Here is a 16,048-nt window from a genome sequence, read left to right on the forward strand (position 1 = left end):
CCGTCGCGGCGATGGCCGTCATCAGCTTCGACTGCCCCAACTGCGGCGCCAAGCTCCAGCCCGACGACAGCAAGCGACGTGCGCGCTGTCAGTACTGCGGCGCCAACTTCGACCTGCCGCGCGCCACCGCCGTCGCGCCGCAGCGCGTGCCCGCGAGCGCCGGCGCCGGCGCCGGCGGGGCGCTCCTCGCGGGCGTGGCGGCGATGGTCACGATCGGGGCCACGGTCTCGTACTTCATGACCTCTGCGCCGCCGCCCTCGATGCCGGTCACGCAAGCGCTCGTGCCGGGAGTCCCGGCGAAGCCGATCGATGCGCCCACTGTCCCCGTTCCGCCGGTCCCCGCACCGACGAAGAACGACCCGACGCGCAACGAGGCCGACTTCATGTGGGACGACGTCGGCGGCCCGCCGATCGTCGTGACCATCGACGGCGCCGAGTACGTGCTGGGCCGCCTGCGCGTGCGCCCCGACGACCAGCTCCACATCGGAGCGTTCGCGGCCGACAGCGGCGCCGCGCGCTACCGCGTCGGCCCGTTCGGCAGCTACGGCGAGGCCTACCGCGCCACGCACTTCGCGGTCGCCGGCGAGCGCCTGCTGGTCACCGACTTCCGCGGCAAGCTCAAGGTGTTCGAGCTCGCCAGCGGCGAGCCGGTGCAGGACATCGCGCTGACCGACCGCGCCGAGCGCTTCTGCCTGGTCGAAGGGACAGACGAGAAGCCGCGCCTCTACCTCGCGCAGGTCGACCAGCGCGAGTTCCTGGTCGACGCCGCCGTGCCCGCGCTCAAGGAGGAGAAGCTGCCGCGGGTGTGCGAGGCCCGGCAGCGGTTCGGCTCGCGCGGCGGCGACCCGACGCTTTCGACGAGCGAGCGCCTGCGTCGCGCGCCCAAGGTCGAGGGCTTCGAGGCCACCGGGGTGCACGTCGACGGCGACCTCGCCGTGGCGCGCGGCGTGAAGTCGCCGGGCACCGCGTATCCGATGGCCGTCGGCTTCGACCCCGCGTCGCGCCAGATCCGCTGGAAGAGCCCGGTGCCGGTGGTCGACCTCGCGTCGGTGCGCGAGCGCGACAACGAACAGGATATCCTGGTCGGTGGTCGCTACTTCGCCACCTACGGCGAGGGTCCGGAGCACTGGCACCTCGCCGCCTTCGACGCGAAGACCGGCGATCGGCTGTGGGACGACAAGCTGCGCAGCATTTTCGCGGTCGACTGGCTCGGCGGCATCGAGGCCACCGCGAACCATGTGTACCTGGTGCGTATGAGTTCGGTCGAGGTGTACGACGCCGCAACCGGTGCGCTCAAGGCGACGATCGGCGCCGAGTCGTACGACGGTTGAGGTGCCGAGTCACCTGTCGCGAAGGCCACATGAGGTCCGGCCGCACCTTGTCGCTGCCGCGCGCCGTTGCTAGCCTCGAAAGACGCGCAGCAGAGCGCGAAGTAGATAGCTGAGGGACGGACACTGCGAGGGCCCGCGCGGGCGCCGGACGAGAGTCCACCGGTCGCGCGCGGCCTGCGGCCCACAAGGACATAAGGACATGTCCTTGTGGGCAGCTCACTGCCCTTCGACGAACTTCTTGATGTCCTTGTCGGCCGTGCGCACCGCGAGGAAGCAGCAGGTGGCGGCGAGGATGAGGGTCGACGAGGTGACGAGGAACGTCTGCTGCGAGCCGTAGATGTCGGCGACCTTGCCGAACAGCGGCGGGGCGGCCATGTCGCCGAGGAAGTGGAGGATGAACACGGCGAGGGCGTAGGCCATCGCGCGCTGGCTGCCGGGGACGACGTTGGCGATCTGGGTGTTGACCGCCGGCATGCAGAGGAACAGGCAGGTCGCGCCGACGCCGAGGGCGGGCAGGAAGACCGCGCGGGTGTCGGCGGAGAAGCCGATGAAGAAGGCCGGCAGGGCGAGGGCGTAGGCGACGCCGGCCAGCAGGGCGTAGGCGCCGCGGGTGCGGCGGGCCAGGCGGTCGCCGAGCAGGCCGGCGAGGCCCGAGCCGATGAGGCCGCCGACCAGGCCGATGACCCCGAGCGCCAGCGACGCCTCGACCTTGGTCATGCCGCGCTCCTGCTGGAAGAACTCGATGCTGTAGTGGAGGATCGGCACCAGGATCATCACCGCGAACGCCTGCGCGAGGATGATCAGCATCAGCGTCTTGTTGCGCAGCAGGGCGAGGTACGACCTGACCCCATGGTCATGTTCTTGAGAACCTGTCCCGGAGCCCGCGCGCGGCGGCTCGGCGAGCAGCGCGATCAGGACCGCGACCAGCAGCCCCGGCGCGCCGGCGACGTAGAAGGCGTTCTGCCAGCCGCCGGTGTAGTGGGTGACGAGGCCGCCGATCAGGTAGCCCGCGGTGCCGCCGAGCGGCATGCCGAGGAAGAACAGGGCCAGCGCGCGGCCGCGGAAGCGGTCGGAGAAGTAGTCGGCGACCAGCGTGGGCCCGATGACGAGGCAGCCGGCCTCGCCGACGCCGATCAGGAAGCGCGACAGGAACAGCGCCGTCTTGCCGGTCGCCATGCCGGAGCCGATCGTCGCCAGCGACCAGATGAACACGCAGGCGGCGAACAGCAGGGTGCGGCGGTAGCGGCCGGCCCAGAAGCCGATCAGCGGCGCGAACACCATGTAGCCGAGCGTGAACGCCGACCAGAGCATGCCGAACTCGGTCTTGTTCATGTCGAACGCGCTCTTGATCTCGAGCTCGAGCGCGCTGACGACCTGGCGGTCGGCGTAATTGAGGAAGTTGGCGAAGAACACCACCGCGAGCGCGTACGCGAGGTAGCGGGAGGAGAAGCGGGGGCTCTCGACCATGGGCGGCCGGAGCATAGCGCCGGTCGGCAGCGTCACCGACGCCGGCTCGTCGGATTCACGTGCACGGGCTCACGCGCGGGCGCGCGCGGGCCTGGACTATGCTGCGCCCGCCATGGACCTGCGCGGTCGATCGATCAGGACCCTCGCCTGGCTCGGCGACGCCGAGTTCGAACGCGAGGTTCGGCTCCGGCTCGCGCGGCGGGGCGACTTCCCGACCGACCGGCTGCACGCCATGAAGGCGCGGATCGTCTGTGCCGAGGCCCAGGCCGACATGTTGGCGGCGCTGGAGTCCGAGCTCGACGAGGTCGAGACCGGGGTCGTGCGGCGCGGCCGCAACGTCAGTCCCAAGGCCTCTGGCAGGGCGGTACGCGACGTGCGGGCTTACCGCGCCGCGACCGGACTCGAGGCGCTGGTGGGTCACTGGTGTTACGGCGACCCGGCGGCGCGGGCACGCTTCGAGGCCCTGGTGATCCCGAAGTTGGAAGCGGCGATCGACGCGGTGTTGGCGGCCACGGCCCGTCCGGCGCGGTCGACATAGCGAGCGGCCGGTGGCGGTGATACCGTGACGTGAAGCCGGCCTGGGCCGGCCTGGAGGATGTGCATGCACGCGCTGGTGCGTATGGTCGTCGCTGGCGTCTTCGCGGCCAGCCTGTCCTGCAAGACATCCGAGGTCCCGGCCGCGACCGAGTCGTCCACCGGCGGCGCGAGCACCGGCGCGAGCACCGGGGCCGAAGGCGGCGAGCGGGCCACGCTGGTCCACAGCTACGGCCTCACGACCTTGCAGGCCTACGAGGAGACCGAGCCGTGCGTGCAGTGGACGCTGCACAACGAGCAGCCGCTGTACGTCAACGCGGTCACGCTGGTCAACGACGGCGGGTTTCACCACAGCAACTGGCTCACGGTGCCGGAGGACAAGTTCCCGGGCGAGGACGGGTTCTTCCGCTGCTCCGACCGCGGCTACACCGAGCTCGAGGCGGCGCTCGCGGGCACCGTCGTGTTCGCCCAGTCGACCCAGTCGCGCAGCGAGGTGCAGCAGCTCCCCGAGGGCGTGGTCATCAAGATCCCCCCGCGGCACAAGATCATCGCCGGCGTCCACCTCCTCAACCTCGCCAGCGTCGCCGTCGAGACCGAGCTGCGCATGGCGCTCGACATCATCCACCCGCGCGACGTCGAGGTCCTGGTCGCGCCGTTCCGCCTCACCTACTACGACCTCGACATCCCGGCGAAGCGGCGCAGCCGCTTCACCGGCACCTGCAAGCTCGCCGGGCCGTACGTCGGCGCCGTCGACGGCGAGTTCGACCTCAAGCTCTACCACGTCCTGCCGCACACGCATTACCTCGGCGACTACTTCCGCCTCGAGACGATCGACGCGGCCGGCAACGGCGAGGTCGTGTTCGAGAAGACCGGCTTCGACGCCGACGCCAACGGCAAGGCCTTCGACCCGCCGCTCGACCTGTCGGGGAGCGACGGCCTGCGCTTCGCCTGCGGCTACGACAACTGGCGCGACGTCTCGATCGGCTGGGGCATCGGCGACCAGGAGATGTGCGTCATGCTCGGCCTCGCCGACAGCCGCGCCGTCATGGACATCGCCGTGCTCAGTGGCTCCGGGGCGAGCGGCGTCGACGGCGACGTGCTGCTGCACGAGGGCCCGTGCACCGTGCTCGCCTTCCCCGAGCACGGCGCGCAGACCGAGCCGACCGCCGAGGAGGAGGCCGCGCCGCTGTACGTCCCGCCGGGCGACCCGGGCGACGTCGACCTCGAGCCGCTCAAGCGCTGCGTCGACGCCGACGCGACGGTGCCGTCCAAGGGCGCGCCGAGCCTGCAGGGCATCCGCGGCGCCATCTTCGCACCGGGCTGCGTGTTCTCGTCGTGCCACGACGCCAAGCAGCCGGCCGCGGGCCTCGACTTGCAGTCGCCGGGCCTGCACGAGCGCCTGCTGGCGCACGAGGTGGCGGCCCGCGTCGACGCGCCGCTCGTCGCTCCAGGTGACGCCGAGGGCAGCTGGCTGTACCAGATCGTCTCGCGCTGTGACCCGACCGACAGGGACGGACAGGTCCTGCGACACATGCCCTACAACGCGCCCACCCTGCTCACCGACGGCAACGTCGCGCTGATCCGCGCGTGGATCAACGCCGGCGCCGAGGATAATTGAGAGAACGCCATGGCCCGTCGCCCGCTCGTCGCCCTCGCCCTCGCGTGCGCCTGTCAGCCCCAACCTGTCCCTGGGGACAGCGAGGGGCCCGGCACCGCCACCACCTCCGACGGCACCACCAGCGCCGGCGGCACCACGACCGTGGAGGCGCCGACCACCGGCGAGCAGGAGCCGGAGACGGCTACGGTGGTCCACAGCTTCGGCAACTACTTGATGACGCCGTACCTCGAGATCGAGCCGTGCGTGCAGTGGACGCTGCACAACGAGGAGGCGATCTACGTCGACGCGGTGACGCTGGTCAACGACGGCGGGTTCCACCACAGCAACTGGTTCGCGGTGCCCGAGCAGGTGTTCGCCGGCGAGGACGGGTTCTGGGACTGCGCCTCGCGCGAGTACAACGAGATCACGGCCGCCGTCGAGGGCACGGTGCTGTTCGCCCAGTCGACCCAGTCGCGCCAGGAGGTCATGCAGCTGCCCGCGGGCGCGGTCATCAAGATCCCCCCGCGGCACAAGATCATCGCCGGCGTGCACCTGCTCAACCTCGGCAGCACCGACCTCGACTCCGAGCTGCGCATGGCGCTCGACATCATCCACCCGCGCGACGTCGACGTCGTGCTCGCGGCGATGCACCTCGACTACCGCGAGCTGGCGATCCCGGCCGGCAAGCGCAGCCGCTTCACCGGGGCCTGTTCGTTCAGGAGCACCTACGAGAAGGCGACGGGCCAGCCGTTCGAGATGAAGCTCTACCACGTGCTCCCGCACTACCACTACCTCGGCGAGTACTTCGGCCTGCAGATCCTCGGCGGCGCGCGCGACGGCGAGTTCCTGTTCCAGCTCGACGGCTTCAACGGCGACGCCAACGGCCGCACCTTCGATCCGCCGGTCGACCTGGCCGACGCCGAAGGCCTGCGCTTCGCCTGCGGCTTCAACAACTGGCTCGGCAAGGACATCGGCTACGGGATCGGCGACCAGGAGATGTGCATGATGCTCGGCCTGGTCGACGCGCGCGTGATGATCGAGTCGCGCGTCACCGAGGGCTCGCAGCTGGTCGGCGTCGACGGCGAGGTGCTGCTCAACGAGGCCGAGTGTGCCAACTACGCCGTGTTCAAGAACCCGGCCCAGGCCCCGCCGACGGCGAAGGAGCTCGGCGCGCCGCTCTACGTGCCGCCGACCGACCCGGGCGACGTCGACCTCGAGCCGACCAAGGACTGCGCCGACAGCGTGAGCGCCGTCGCGCCCGACGTGCCGGCCACGCTGACCAGCGTGCGCGACTCGATCTTCGCCCCCAGCTGCATCTTCTCGTCGTGCCACGACGCCAGCGCCCCGGCGGCCGGCCTCGACCTGCAGACCGCCGACGGCCTCGCCGACCGCCTCGTCGGCGTGCCCGCCCACGCCGACACGCCCCACGACCTCGTCACCCCGGGCGACCCCGCGGCCAGCTGGTTGTACCGCCTGGTGTCCGAGTGCGAGCCGCAGAACGGCGCCGGCGCGGCGGTGCGCCACATGCCGTTCAACGCCCCGACCCTGCTGCCCGACCCGCTGGTCGCCAAGCTGCGCGCGTGGATCGAGGCCGGCGCGCTCGACGATTGATTTCTTATCTAAAGGACATGCCCGTCAGGGCATGTCTCAAGAATCCTGTACCAGGGGACAGAGCGTGGCCCGGGTCGCGCGCACGTAGTCGTCGGGGTGCAGCACGATCTGGAGGCCGCGCGTGCCGGCCGACACGGCGATCTGTTCATAGAGGATCGCCGTCTCGTCGAGGAACACCGGGTAGTCCTTCTTGCCGGCCAGCGCCGTGACGCCGCCGCGGACGTAGCCGGTCAGCGGCGTCACCTCGCGCAGGGCGACCAGCTCGACCCGGCGGTCGCCGCTGGCGCGGGCGAGGGCCTTGAGGTCGAGGTGGCCGTCGCCCGGCACGACCGCGAGGCACACCCCGTTGCGGTCGCCGCGGGCGATGAGTGTTTTAAACACCTGCTCGGGGGGAAGGCCGACCAGCGCCGCGACCTCGGCCGCCTTGAGGTGCTCGGCATCGACGGGGTACGGGCGCAGCTCGTAGTCGATGCCGAGGTTGTCGAGGATCCTGGCGGCGTTGGTCTTCACTGTTCGTTCACTGCGGGACGACCCGCAGGATCTTGCCGTCGACGGGCGCGTTGAAGCCGTCGAGCTCGACGACGGTGAACAGCACGTCACCGAAGCCGTTGCTGCCGGAGCCCATGATCCGGTCGTCCTGGGTGGCGACCTGGCCGAGGTTCTCGACCGCGGTGCCGTCCCAGTTGAGGGCCCACACGCCGCCCGAGCAGTAGTCGCCGTAGAAGTAGGTGCCGTTCCACTCGGGCACCTCGCAGCTGCGGTAGACGGTGCCGCCGGTGATCGAGCAGCCCTCGCCGTGGTTGTACTCGGCGATCGGCGTGGTCAGGCCCTGGTCGTTGACCTCGTTGACGCCCTTGGAGTCGTCGCAGCCGCCGTTGAAGCAGTGGTTGCCCTCCATCAGGCTCCAGCCGTAGTCGGCGCCGCCGACGACCACGCTGACCTCCTCCCACTGGTTCTGGCCGACGTCGGCGACGTAGAGCGTGCCGTCCTGGTCGAACGAGAAGCGCCACGGGTTGCGGAAGCCCCACGCGTAGATCTCCGGCGAGAACTCCGGGTCGTCGACGAACGGGTTGTCGGCCGGGATCGTGTAGTCGAAGCCGTCGAGCAGCTCGCAGTTGTTGCCGCACGGGTCGTTCATGTCGGGCGTGCCGTCGGGCTCGACGTCGATGCGGAGGATCTTGGCGTGCAGCGACTGCTTGTCGCGGCCGGTGTCGTACTGGTCGTCGCCGCCGCCGCCGTCGCCCATGCCGATGTACAGCATGCCGTCGGGCCCGAACTCGATCATGCCGCCGTTGTGATTGCTGGCCGGCTGCGAGATGGCGATGACGATGCGCTCGGAGTCGGGGTCGACCTTGTCGGGGTCGTTGGGGTCGAGCTTGAACTCGGACACGTACGTCGGGCCGGCGCCCTGCCACATGCCCGGGTTGTAGTTGACGTAGATCCGCGGGTCGTCGGGGAAGTTGGGGTGGAAGTCGAAGCCGAGCAGGCCCTGCTCGGGGCCGATCTGCATCGGCACCTTGTTCTTGACGTCGATGTCGAGGAAGCTGTCGTCGGGCGCGGTCGTCTCGCCGGGCTCGAGGATCTTGATCCGTCCGCCCTGCTCGACCACGAACAGGCGCTCGGGGCTGCTCGGGTCGGGGCGCACCAGCACCGGGCGGTCGAAGCCGGTGGCGATGATCTCGAGCGCGAAGCCGGGCTCGCCGGGCACCGGGGTGTAGGGACACGCGGGCTCGCCGGTGGTGGTCGAGGTGCTGTCGGTGGTCGGGTCGACGGTGGTCGACGTCACCTCGTCGGTGGTCGCCGTCACGTCGGTGGTGGTCGGCGGCGTCTCGGTGGTGGTCGGTGACGTCTCGGTGGCGGTCGAGGTGCCGGGCGTCGCGTTGGTCGTCGCGGTCGTGTCCGTGGTGTCCGTCGACGTGGTGGCGTTCGAGTCGGTGCCGCTGCCGTCGTCACCGCACGCGAACAGCGTGAAGCAGGGCAGGAGGGTGAGGCGGGCGAAGTTCTGCCAAGACATGGCGGCCACCCTAACACGAGCCCACGCGCGCCTGCGCGCCGCACTCACTTGAGCGCGACGCAGGTGACGTCGATCTTCGGCGTGTTGGGGGCGACCTCTTCGACCGCGCCCGAGTTGATGTCGACGACCTTCACTCGCCCCGCGCTCATCTCGGACGTCCACACCTTGCGATTGGCGAGCTTGGGGTTCTTGCGGAACTTCAGCACCTCGCCGCTCTTCGGCAGGCGCCAGGTCTTGAGGCCGTCGGCCGTGGAGCTCTCGCAGTGCTCCTTGGCCTTCTCCCACAACATCTTGCCGGGCAAGCGCAGGCCAGCCACGTCGGTGTCGCTGATGAGCTCCTTCGGCTTGGGCTGCGGCTTCTTGGTGTCGTCCTTCTTGTTGTCGTCCTTCTTGGTGTCTTCCTTGGTGTCGGGCGGCGTCTCGACCTTGGTGTCGGGCGGCGTCTCGACCTTGGTCTCGGGCTGCGGCGGTGTCTCGACCTTGGTGTCGGGCGGCGTCTCGACCTTGGTGTCGGGCGGCGGCGTGGTCTTGGTCTCGGGCGCGGCCGTGACCGCGCCGATCGCCTCGGGCGGCGGTGGCGGCGTGACCGTGGTCTTCGGCTTCATCATGAAGTAAGCGCCGACGCCACCGCCGACGAGCACGAGCAGCGCGATGACGAGGATGATGCCCTTGCCGCCGCCGCTGCTGGTCGGCATCGGCAGCTGGGTGTTGTGCCCCTCGGCGCGGCCCAGTGACCACGACTCTTCGGCGGGATGCGACCTGCCGAGCTCACCCGACCACGTGGGCTTGTTGGTCGGCGGCGTCGAGGGCGGCGGGCCGCCGGTGATGACGGTGGCGACCGGCGCGAAGCCGGGGTGAGACGTCGGCGGCGGGCCGCCGGTGATGACGGTGGCGACCGGGCCGGTGGCCTGCGGCGGCGGCACCGACGACTGCGCGCCGGTCATCGGCGCGGAGGTCATCGGCGGCGCGTGCGTGTGCGAGGCCATCGCGGGCAGCGGCGCGCCGAGCTGCTCGAACGGCGCGAGCGCGGCCGACAGCTCGGAGCACGAGGCGAAGCGGTCGCCGGGCTCCTTGGCGAGGCAGCGCTCGATCACCGCGATCAGGCCCGGGGGCACGTGCGGCGCGAGCTGGGCGATCGGCGTCGGCTGCTTGGTCGAGACGGCGACGAGGATCGCCGCCATGGTCGCGCCGGTGAACGCGTCGGCGCCGGTCAGCGCCTTGTACAGGATCGCGCCCATCGCCCAGATGTCGGTGCGGAGGTCGACCCCGGCCGCGCCCTCGGTCTGCTCGGGCGACATGTACTCGGGCGTGCCCATGAGCACGCCGGCGCTGGTGCGGCCGCCGCCCTCGGTGCCGCCCTGCGAGAACTTCGAGATGCCGAAGTCCATGAGCTTGACGAGCAGGTGCCCGGGCGAGGGCTCGTGGAGGAAGATGTTCTCGGGCTTGAGGTCGCGGTGGACGATGCCGACCGCGTGGGCGGCGTCGAGGCCGATGAGCGCCTGGCGGATGATCAGGACCGCGAGCCCGGGGTCGACCTGACCTGTCTGTTGGACCAGCTCACCGAGCGAGCGCCCGTTGAGCATCTCGAGCACGATGTAGGGCCCGAGCACGCTCTGGCCGAAGTCGTAGATGTCGCAGATGTGCGGGTTGCCGATCTGGCCGGCGGCGGTCGCCTCGTTGCGGAAGCGGTCGAGGATGCCCGGATTGCCGGCGAACTCGGCGTGCATCAGCTTGATGGCGACCGCCTTGCGCACGCGGATGTTCTGGGCCCGCCAGACCGCACCCATGCCGCCGGCGCCGAGCAGCTTCGTGAACCTGAATTTGCCGTCCAGCAGCCGGCCCTCGAGCGGCAGGACCTTCCCCGCGGTCGGGCACACGAACACGTCTTCCGGGTGCGACTGCTGGCAGAAGGGGCATGGGGCTGGCGCGGCGGCGGCACCGTTCATGGTCGGCAAGGTATATCACGGCGCGGCCGGAAGCCGCCCAGCAGCGCGCCCGCGCGGCTTCGGCCTGCACATAAATGCAGCCTCGCGGCCCTCGCCGGGCGCAGCGGGCCCTTGCGGACGGCGGGCGGGCGCCTAAAACAGAGCCCAGCCATGGCCGCCTCACGCCGTACTTTGCTGTCCACGTCCCTGGTCCTCCTCGGCTGCCTCACGGTTCTGCCGGGCATGACCGAGTGCCAGGCCGCAGCGCCGCCGTCGCCCCGGACCGAGACCGTGACCGCGTCCGCGCCGCGAGAGATCGCCCCGGACGTGGGCGCGCACGCGACGCTGACCGGGGTCGTCGCCGCCCCGTCGCAGCCCGCAGCGACCCCGGAGGTCAAGCGCCCGTCGCCGGCCGCGCGCCTCGAAGCTGAACAAAACGTCATCGACGTGTTCCGCGCCGCCGCCCCGGCGACCGTGTTCGTGACGCAGAAGCGGGTCGTCCGCGACTACTCGATGCGCGCGCTCGAGGTCCCGGCGGGCTCGGGCACCGGCTTCGTCTGGGACACGCAGGGGCACGTCGTCACCAACTACCACGTGGTCGACGCCGGCCGCTCGCGCGGCACCTACAGCGTGACGCTCTACAGCCAGAAGACCTACGACGCGCAGCTGCTCGGCGGCGATCCGAACAAGGACATCGCGGTGCTCAGGCTGATCGACTGCGACGAGCCGCTGACGCCGATCCGCGTGCTGCCGCAGGGCGGGCCGCTCGAGGTCGGGCAGACGGCGATAGCGATCGGCAACCCGTTCGGCCTCGACCACACGCTGACCACCGGCGTGGTCTCGGCGATCGGGCGCGAGGTGCAGGGCTACGGCGGCGTGACGATCCGCGACATGATCCAGACCGACGCCTCGATCAACCCCGGCAACTCGGGCGGCCCGCTGCTCGACAGCGGCGCGCACCTCATCGGCATGAACACGATGATCTTCAGCAAGACCGGCAGCAGCGCCGGGATCGGCTTCGCGGTGCCGGTCGCGGCGGTGCGCCGCGTGGTCCCGCAGATCATCGACAAGGGCCGCGTCGAGCACCCGGGCCTCGGCATCGAGCCGCTGCCCGACGCCTACGCCGCGCGCGTCGGCGTCAAGGGCGTCGTCATCACCCGCACGGTCGCCGGCGGTCCGGCCGCCAAGGCGGGCATCCGCGGCCTCTCGCAGGACCGCACCGGCGAGCTCGTCCTCGGCGACATCATCGTCGGCATCAACGAGCACAAGGTCCGCAACTACGACGACCTGTACAACGCCCTCGACCGCTTCAAGGTCGGCGACGAGGTCGAGGTCAAGCTGGTCCGCGACGGCGCGGCCGCCAGCGTGAAGCTCAACTTGATCGACCTGCCCTGAGCGCCTGCGCTACGCTCTCGCCGTGGACGTCCTTCTTCGCGCGATTGCCGCTGCGCCCGACGCTGCCGCGCCCGCGGCGCCGACGATGCGCACGCTGGCTGCGGTCACCACCGACCTGGTCCAGGAGTCCTGTCGCCGCCACGGCCTGCACGGGCTCGAGGCGATCGCGCTCGGCCGGGCGCTGACGGCGGGCTGCCTGCTGACGACGCTGACGAAGTCGGCGAACGAGCGCCTGCGGGTGGACGCGCGCAGCTTCACCGACCTGCGCGGCAGCGGCGGCAGCGACGGCGAGCCCGGCGGCTTTCTCATCGACGCGCACGGCGACGGCACGGTGCGCGGCTGTCTGCGGCGGGGCTTCGGCGACACGCCGCTGCGCGCGACCCTGGAGCGCGCCTCGGGTCGGCTGCCGCTGTCGCCGTTCCTCGGCCGACGCGGCGCGCTCACCGTGACCCGCGACTTCGACCTGTCCGCGGGGACAGACAGCCGCTATCAGGGCACCGTCGAGCTCGTCGCCGGCGAGGTCGACCTCGACCTCGAGCATTACCTCAACACCAGCGAGCAGGTCCCGTCGCTGCTGCGCTGCGAGGTCCTGCTCGACGGCCACGGCGGGGTCGTGCGTGCGGCCGGCATCCTGTGCCAGACCTTGCCCGGCGGCGACCACGAGGCGCTGGCGCCGCTGCGCGAGCGCCTCGCCGGTGAGGCCCTGGCCACGCTGCTGCTCCTCCCGCGCGAGCCCGCCGAGCTGCTGCGCTTCGCCCTCGGCGGCGCCGTGTTCGAGCCCGTCGCCGAGACGCCGCTGGCGTTCCGCTGCAACTGCGGGCCCTCCGTGGCCCGCGACATCGTCGCGATGCTCGGGGCCGACGACGTCGAGGCCCTGGCCGGCGAGCGCGAGGTCACCGAGGTCCGCTGTTCTTACTGCGGCGAGCGCTACCTCCTCACCGCCGCCGAGCTGCGCGAGCTGGCCGCCGAGCTGCGCCTGCACCGCTCGTAGAGGCATGTCCTGACGGACAGGGTTTTATGCGCATGTCCTCGAGAACATGGCCGATAGGGCGAGAGTCGGGCCGCTCCGGGGCGCGAGAGTCGGGCCGCTCCGGGGCGCGAGAGTCGGGCCGCTCCGGGGGCGCGGGGCTGCGAGAGAGCTGGGTGGGGCGGGGCGGGGGCGGCGAGAACGGGTCCCTCGCGACGCGAGACCTGCCATGCCAGATGCTCGACGCGGAGTGTTCGACAGGGCGTGTCCGGAGATTGATCCCGCGTCTGCGCGTCAGGCATGGGGCCCCTCGCTGCGTCCCATTCTCGCCGCCCCCGCCCCGCCCTGCGAAGAGCGTCTCGGGCCCCGCTTGTCGCGCTCGGCGAGCTTCGTGCCGGCCAGGAGCCGAGTCGGTGCTGCGATGCTCGCTGCGTCCCATTCTCGCCGCGCCCGCCCCGCCCTGTGAAGAGCGTCTCGGGCCCCGCTTGTCGCACTCGGCGAGCTTTGTGCCGGCCAGGAGCCGAGCGCCCCGCGCCACCCAGCTCTCCCGCAGTTCCGCGTGGCCGGATCGGCCCGCCGCTTCCGCCCGTTGTATGTCTCGATGGTTATGTCTTCCGGAGCATGTCTGGATGAGCAGGGTCTTATGAACAGGTCCGACGAGCCGACACAACCAGGCGCGCCCGTGCCCGCTGGCGACCGCGTGCGTGTGCGGGTCATCTCGATGGAGGACGGCATGACGCTGCGTCAGCTGCTCGGGCGGCGGCTCGGCCTCGCCGTGGCGCCCGCCTCCGACCTGATCCGCGCCGGCGGCGTGTACATCGGCAACGTGCGCACCTGCATCCCGACCCTGCGCGTGCGGGAGGGGGAGCGCGTCACCATCTACCGCGGCGCCGCGGAGGCGGCCCCGCTCGACCCCGGCAGCCTTCGCATCGTCCACCGCGACGCCCAGTGCATCATCGTCGACAAGCCGCACGGCGTCCCTGCCGCGGCCACCCGCGAGGGCAGTCGCGGGGCGATCAGCCACGCCCTCGTCCAGCTGCTCGCGCGCGAGGGTGTTCAGCGGCCCTACGTCGGTCTCGTTCACCCGCTCGACCCCGCGGCCGCTGGTCTGGTCCTGTTCACCGTTCGCGGCCAGGACACCGCCAGCTTCCTCGCCCGGTTTACCGACCTCGACACGCTGCGGGTCTATCGCGCCCGTCTTTCGGGACATGTCCGTGAGGTCATGGTCTGCGAGACACCCCTCATCAAGGCCGGCGGCGGCCTCCGCCTCGCGCGCGAGGGCGAGCGCGACGCGGTGCCGGCGCGCACCGAGTTTCGTCCGCTGGCTGCGGGCGACGGGGCGAGCTTGGTCGAGGTCGAGCTGCACCGCGGGTCGAGCGAGCAGATCTCGCTGCACGCGCAGGCGCAGGCGCTGCCCGTCGTCGGTCGCGCGGGCGCCGGCGAGGTGCTCGAGCTGGCATGCGTGCGGATCGCCTTCACTCACCCGATCAGCGGCGCCGTGATCGACGTGCGCGCCGAACTGCCGCCGTGGGCCGAGCCGGGCGCGAAGTGAGACGCGACGAGCGGTCGTCGTCGCGCCGGATCCATCCCGCCGGGCCCGCTCGCGCTTCACCTCCGCCGTCGCCTTCGCGCGTGGTACCCTCGGCGCAAGGACGCAAGAGCTGATGGATCTCAAGACGATCACTGCCACCCTCGCTCTCCTCGGACTCGGCGCGGGCGCGTGCGGCGGCGAGGCCAAGAAGGACGCCAAGGACGCCGCTCCGACCAAGACGGCGGACGCCAAGCCGGCCGACGCCAAGCCGGCCGACGCCAAGCCGGTCGACGCCAAGCCCGCGGACGCCAAGTCCGGCGAGATGAAGTGCGGCGAGGGCAAGTGCGGCGAGGGCAAGTGCGGCGGCCAGAAGGAGGGCGGCGACAAGGCCGTCCCGGTCGACGGCGCCCCCGCAGCCGGTGGCACGCCGCCGGCCGACGCGAAGGCGCCCGACGGCGAGAAGAGCTGAGTCGTCGCACACGCATGAGCTGTCCCGCGGGACAGCTCAGGTTTCAGCGCCAGGACGCGCGAGCGATCGCTCGCGCGCGACGCGGCGGCGACGCAGCGGGGCGCGAGCCGCGATCGCGAGGCACGAGGCTCGCGATCCAGGCCATCCGGCGCATGAGCGCTTCAGGACGTGTCTTTTTAAAAGACCACATGTCCCGGGGGACAGCTCAACTCGCCGGCGCGGAGAGTTCGGCGAGCAGTCCGCGCTCACGCACGACGCCGACGTAGTACTCCGCGGGTTGCCCGGCCTCGATCTCGCCGGCCTCGCACATCGCGGTCAGGCGGTTGCGCAGGAGGCCGATGATCTTGCCGGGGGCCAGGCCGAGCTCGCGGATCAGCACGTCGCCGACGCCCGAGGGCAGCGGGGGCACGCGGGCGTCGAGCGCCGCGATCTCGCGGATCCGCCGGCCCAGCTCGCTGATGAAGTGAAGGCAGCGCTGGCGCTTGCCGGGGCGTTTGCTGGTCACGTCGGCGCGCGAGAGGTCGAGCAGGTCGGTCAGCAGCGGGCCCATCTCGTGAGCGAAGCGACGCACGGCCGCGTCGGTCCAGGCGCCGTCGTACTGGCCGGGGCGCAGGTGATGGAGGATGAGCAGCTCGACCTGTTCGCGGATCTCCGGCGGGAAGCCGATCCGGCGGGCCGGGCCGCGTCGGTACATGCGCACGCCCTCCTCGGCGTGGCCGTGGAACGTGACCTTGCCCGGGCCGACGAAGCGACGGGTCGTGACCTTGCCGATGTCGTGCAGCACCGCGGCCCAGCGGACCGCGGGTCGCGGCACCGACTGGCGGACCACCGCCTTCGTGTGCTCCCAGACGTCCTTGTGGCGCCGGCCGCCCTCCTGCGAGAACGCGACGGTCGCGTCGAGCTCGGGCAGGAGGTGGACCAGCAGGCCGGCGTCGCGGAGCCACTGCATCGCCACGTCGGGGTGACGGCCGCAGAACGCCTCCGTCAGCAGTTCGAAGGCCTCACGAGGGTCGATGGCAGCCACCCGTTCGGCGCAAGCGGCGACCTGCGCGGTGAGCGCGGATTCGGGGATCTCCCCCGTTTGACCGGCCTGAACGGCCGGGACGAGCAATTCGCCGGGAGAGGGGGTGAGCGGGATGGCGGCAGCGGACACGGGACTTCGCGGCCCGACGTTGTCGGGTGCCGCAGCATAGCAGGAGCCCTCGCC

The 16,048-nt window shown here is 71.3% G+C and carries 13 protein-coding genes; 8 read left to right on the forward strand and 5 right to left on the reverse strand.

Annotated elements, in window-relative coordinates; translation table 11 throughout:
- The first annotated feature begins 11 nt into the window (after window positions 1-11).
- Window positions 12-1,331, forward strand: coding sequence for a hypothetical protein (locus tag K7C98_RS00135; protein WP_224189407.1), 1,320 nt, complete (start codon window positions 12-14; stop codon window positions 1,329-1,331).
- A gap of 216 nt (window positions 1,332-1,547) precedes the next feature.
- Here K7C98_RS00135 and K7C98_RS00140 read toward each other — a convergent pair whose 3' ends face one another.
- Window positions 1,548-2,798 carry a spinster family MFS transporter gene (locus tag K7C98_RS00140; RefSeq protein WP_224189408.1) on the reverse strand — a complete coding sequence of 417 codons (1,251 nt, stop codon included), beginning with the start codon at window positions 2,796-2,798 and terminating at the stop codon, window positions 1,548-1,550.
- A gap of 112 nt (window positions 2,799-2,910) precedes the next feature.
- Here K7C98_RS00140 and K7C98_RS00145 point away from each other — a divergent pair, with 112 nt between their 5' ends.
- The 3 genes from K7C98_RS00145 (at window position 2,911) to K7C98_RS00155 (ending at window position 6,540) form a co-directional block, all read left to right on the forward strand.
- The gene (locus tag K7C98_RS00145) at window positions 2,911-3,336 is read left to right on the forward strand and encodes a ribonuclease III domain-containing protein (RefSeq protein WP_224189409.1); all 426 of its coding nucleotides are present in this window, start codon (window positions 2,911-2,913) and stop codon (window positions 3,334-3,336) included.
- Window positions 3,337-3,399: 63 nt separating this feature from the next.
- A complete protein-coding gene (locus tag K7C98_RS00150; RefSeq protein WP_224189410.1) occupies window positions 3,400-4,950 on the forward strand; it encodes a hypothetical protein in 1,551 nt (516 codons plus the stop codon).
- Window positions 4,951-4,959: 9 nt separating this feature from the next.
- Entirely contained in the window at window positions 4,960-6,540 is a 1,581-nt protein-coding gene (locus K7C98_RS00155) for a hypothetical protein (protein WP_224189411.1), read from the forward strand.
- A gap of 36 nt (window positions 6,541-6,576) precedes the next feature.
- Here K7C98_RS00155 and ybaK read toward each other — a convergent pair whose 3' ends face one another.
- From ybaK to K7C98_RS00170, 3 genes are read right to left on the reverse strand one after another with little or no spacing between them, the layout of a single operon-like run.
- Complete coding sequence (ybaK, locus tag K7C98_RS00160; protein ID WP_224189412.1) at window positions 6,577-7,050, reverse strand: Cys-tRNA(Pro) deacylase; 474 nt, start codon at window positions 7,048-7,050, stop codon at window positions 6,577-6,579.
- 7 nt (window positions 7,051-7,057) lie between these two features.
- Window positions 7,058-8,554, reverse strand: a complete 1,497-nt coding sequence (locus K7C98_RS00165) for a PQQ-dependent sugar dehydrogenase (RefSeq protein WP_224189413.1) — start codon at window positions 8,552-8,554, stop codon at window positions 7,058-7,060.
- A 44-nt stretch (window positions 8,555-8,598) separates the two neighbouring features.
- Window positions 8,599-10,500: a serine/threonine-protein kinase gene (locus K7C98_RS00170; protein WP_224189414.1), complete on the reverse strand. Its 1,902-nt coding sequence runs from the start codon at window positions 10,498-10,500 to the stop codon at window positions 8,599-8,601.
- 150 nt (window positions 10,501-10,650) lie between these two features.
- Here K7C98_RS00170 and K7C98_RS00175 point away from each other — a divergent pair, with 150 nt between their 5' ends.
- From K7C98_RS00175 to K7C98_RS00190, 4 genes are all read left to right on the forward strand, one after another.
- A complete protein-coding gene (locus tag K7C98_RS00175; protein ID WP_224189415.1) occupies window positions 10,651-11,874 on the forward strand; it encodes a S1C family serine protease in 1,224 nt (407 codons plus the stop codon).
- 22 nt (window positions 11,875-11,896) lie between these two features.
- Window positions 11,897-12,865 carry an Hsp33 family molecular chaperone HslO gene (locus K7C98_RS00180; RefSeq protein ID WP_224189416.1) on the forward strand — a complete coding sequence of 323 codons (969 nt, stop codon included), beginning with the start codon at window positions 11,897-11,899 and terminating at the stop codon, window positions 12,863-12,865.
- Window positions 12,866-13,574: 709 nt separating this feature from the next.
- A complete protein-coding gene (locus K7C98_RS00185) occupies window positions 13,575-14,393 on the forward strand; it encodes a pseudouridine synthase (protein ID WP_224189417.1) in 819 nt (272 codons plus the stop codon).
- Between the two features lie 112 nt (window positions 14,394-14,505).
- On the forward strand, window positions 14,506-14,841 hold the full coding sequence (locus K7C98_RS00190; protein ID WP_224189418.1) for a hypothetical protein: 336 nt from the start codon (window positions 14,506-14,508) through the stop codon (window positions 14,839-14,841).
- A 205-nt stretch (window positions 14,842-15,046) separates the two neighbouring features.
- On the opposite strand, the gene K7C98_RS00195 is transcribed toward K7C98_RS00190, so the two are convergent.
- Window positions 15,047-15,994, reverse strand: coding sequence for an HDIG domain-containing metalloprotein (locus K7C98_RS00195; RefSeq protein ID WP_224189419.1), 948 nt, complete (start codon window positions 15,992-15,994; stop codon window positions 15,047-15,049).
- Window positions 15,995-16,048: the final 54 nt, after the last annotated feature.

Source organism: Nannocystis pusilla (assembly GCF_020073745.1).
In the GTDB taxonomy this organism is placed as follows: Bacteria; Myxococcota_A; Polyangia; order Nannocystales; family Nannocystaceae; genus Nannocystis; species Nannocystis radixulma.

Excerpts from the sequence above, each read along its gene's own strand:
- K7C98_RS00135 (WP_224189407.1), top strand. The coding sequence starts at position 12 with ATGGCCGTCATCAGCTTCGACTGCCCCAACTGCGGCGCCAAGCTCCAG.
- K7C98_RS00140 (WP_224189408.1), bottom strand. The coding sequence starts at position 2,798 with ATGGTCGAGAGCCCCCGCTTCTCCTCCCGCTACCTCGCGTACGCGCTC.
- K7C98_RS00145 (WP_224189409.1), top strand. The coding sequence starts at position 2,911 with ATGGACCTGCGCGGTCGATCGATCAGGACCCTCGCCTGGCTCGGCGAC.
- K7C98_RS00150 (WP_224189410.1), top strand. The coding sequence starts at position 3,400 with ATGCACGCGCTGGTGCGTATGGTCGTCGCTGGCGTCTTCGCGGCCAGC.
- K7C98_RS00155 (WP_224189411.1), top strand. The coding sequence starts at position 4,960 with ATGGCCCGTCGCCCGCTCGTCGCCCTCGCCCTCGCGTGCGCCTGTCAG.
- K7C98_RS00165 (WP_224189413.1), bottom strand. The coding sequence starts at position 8,554 with ATGTCTTGGCAGAACTTCGCCCGCCTCACCCTCCTGCCCTGCTTCACG.
- K7C98_RS00170 (WP_224189414.1), bottom strand. The coding sequence starts at position 10,500 with ATGAACGGTGCCGCCGCCGCGCCAGCCCCATGCCCCTTCTGCCAGCAG.
- K7C98_RS00175 (WP_224189415.1), top strand. The coding sequence starts at position 10,651 with ATGGCCGCCTCACGCCGTACTTTGCTGTCCACGTCCCTGGTCCTCCTC.
- K7C98_RS00185 (WP_224189417.1), top strand. The coding sequence starts at position 13,575 with ATGACGCTGCGTCAGCTGCTCGGGCGGCGGCTCGGCCTCGCCGTGGCG.
- K7C98_RS00190 (WP_224189418.1), top strand. The coding sequence starts at position 14,506 with ATGGATCTCAAGACGATCACTGCCACCCTCGCTCTCCTCGGACTCGGC.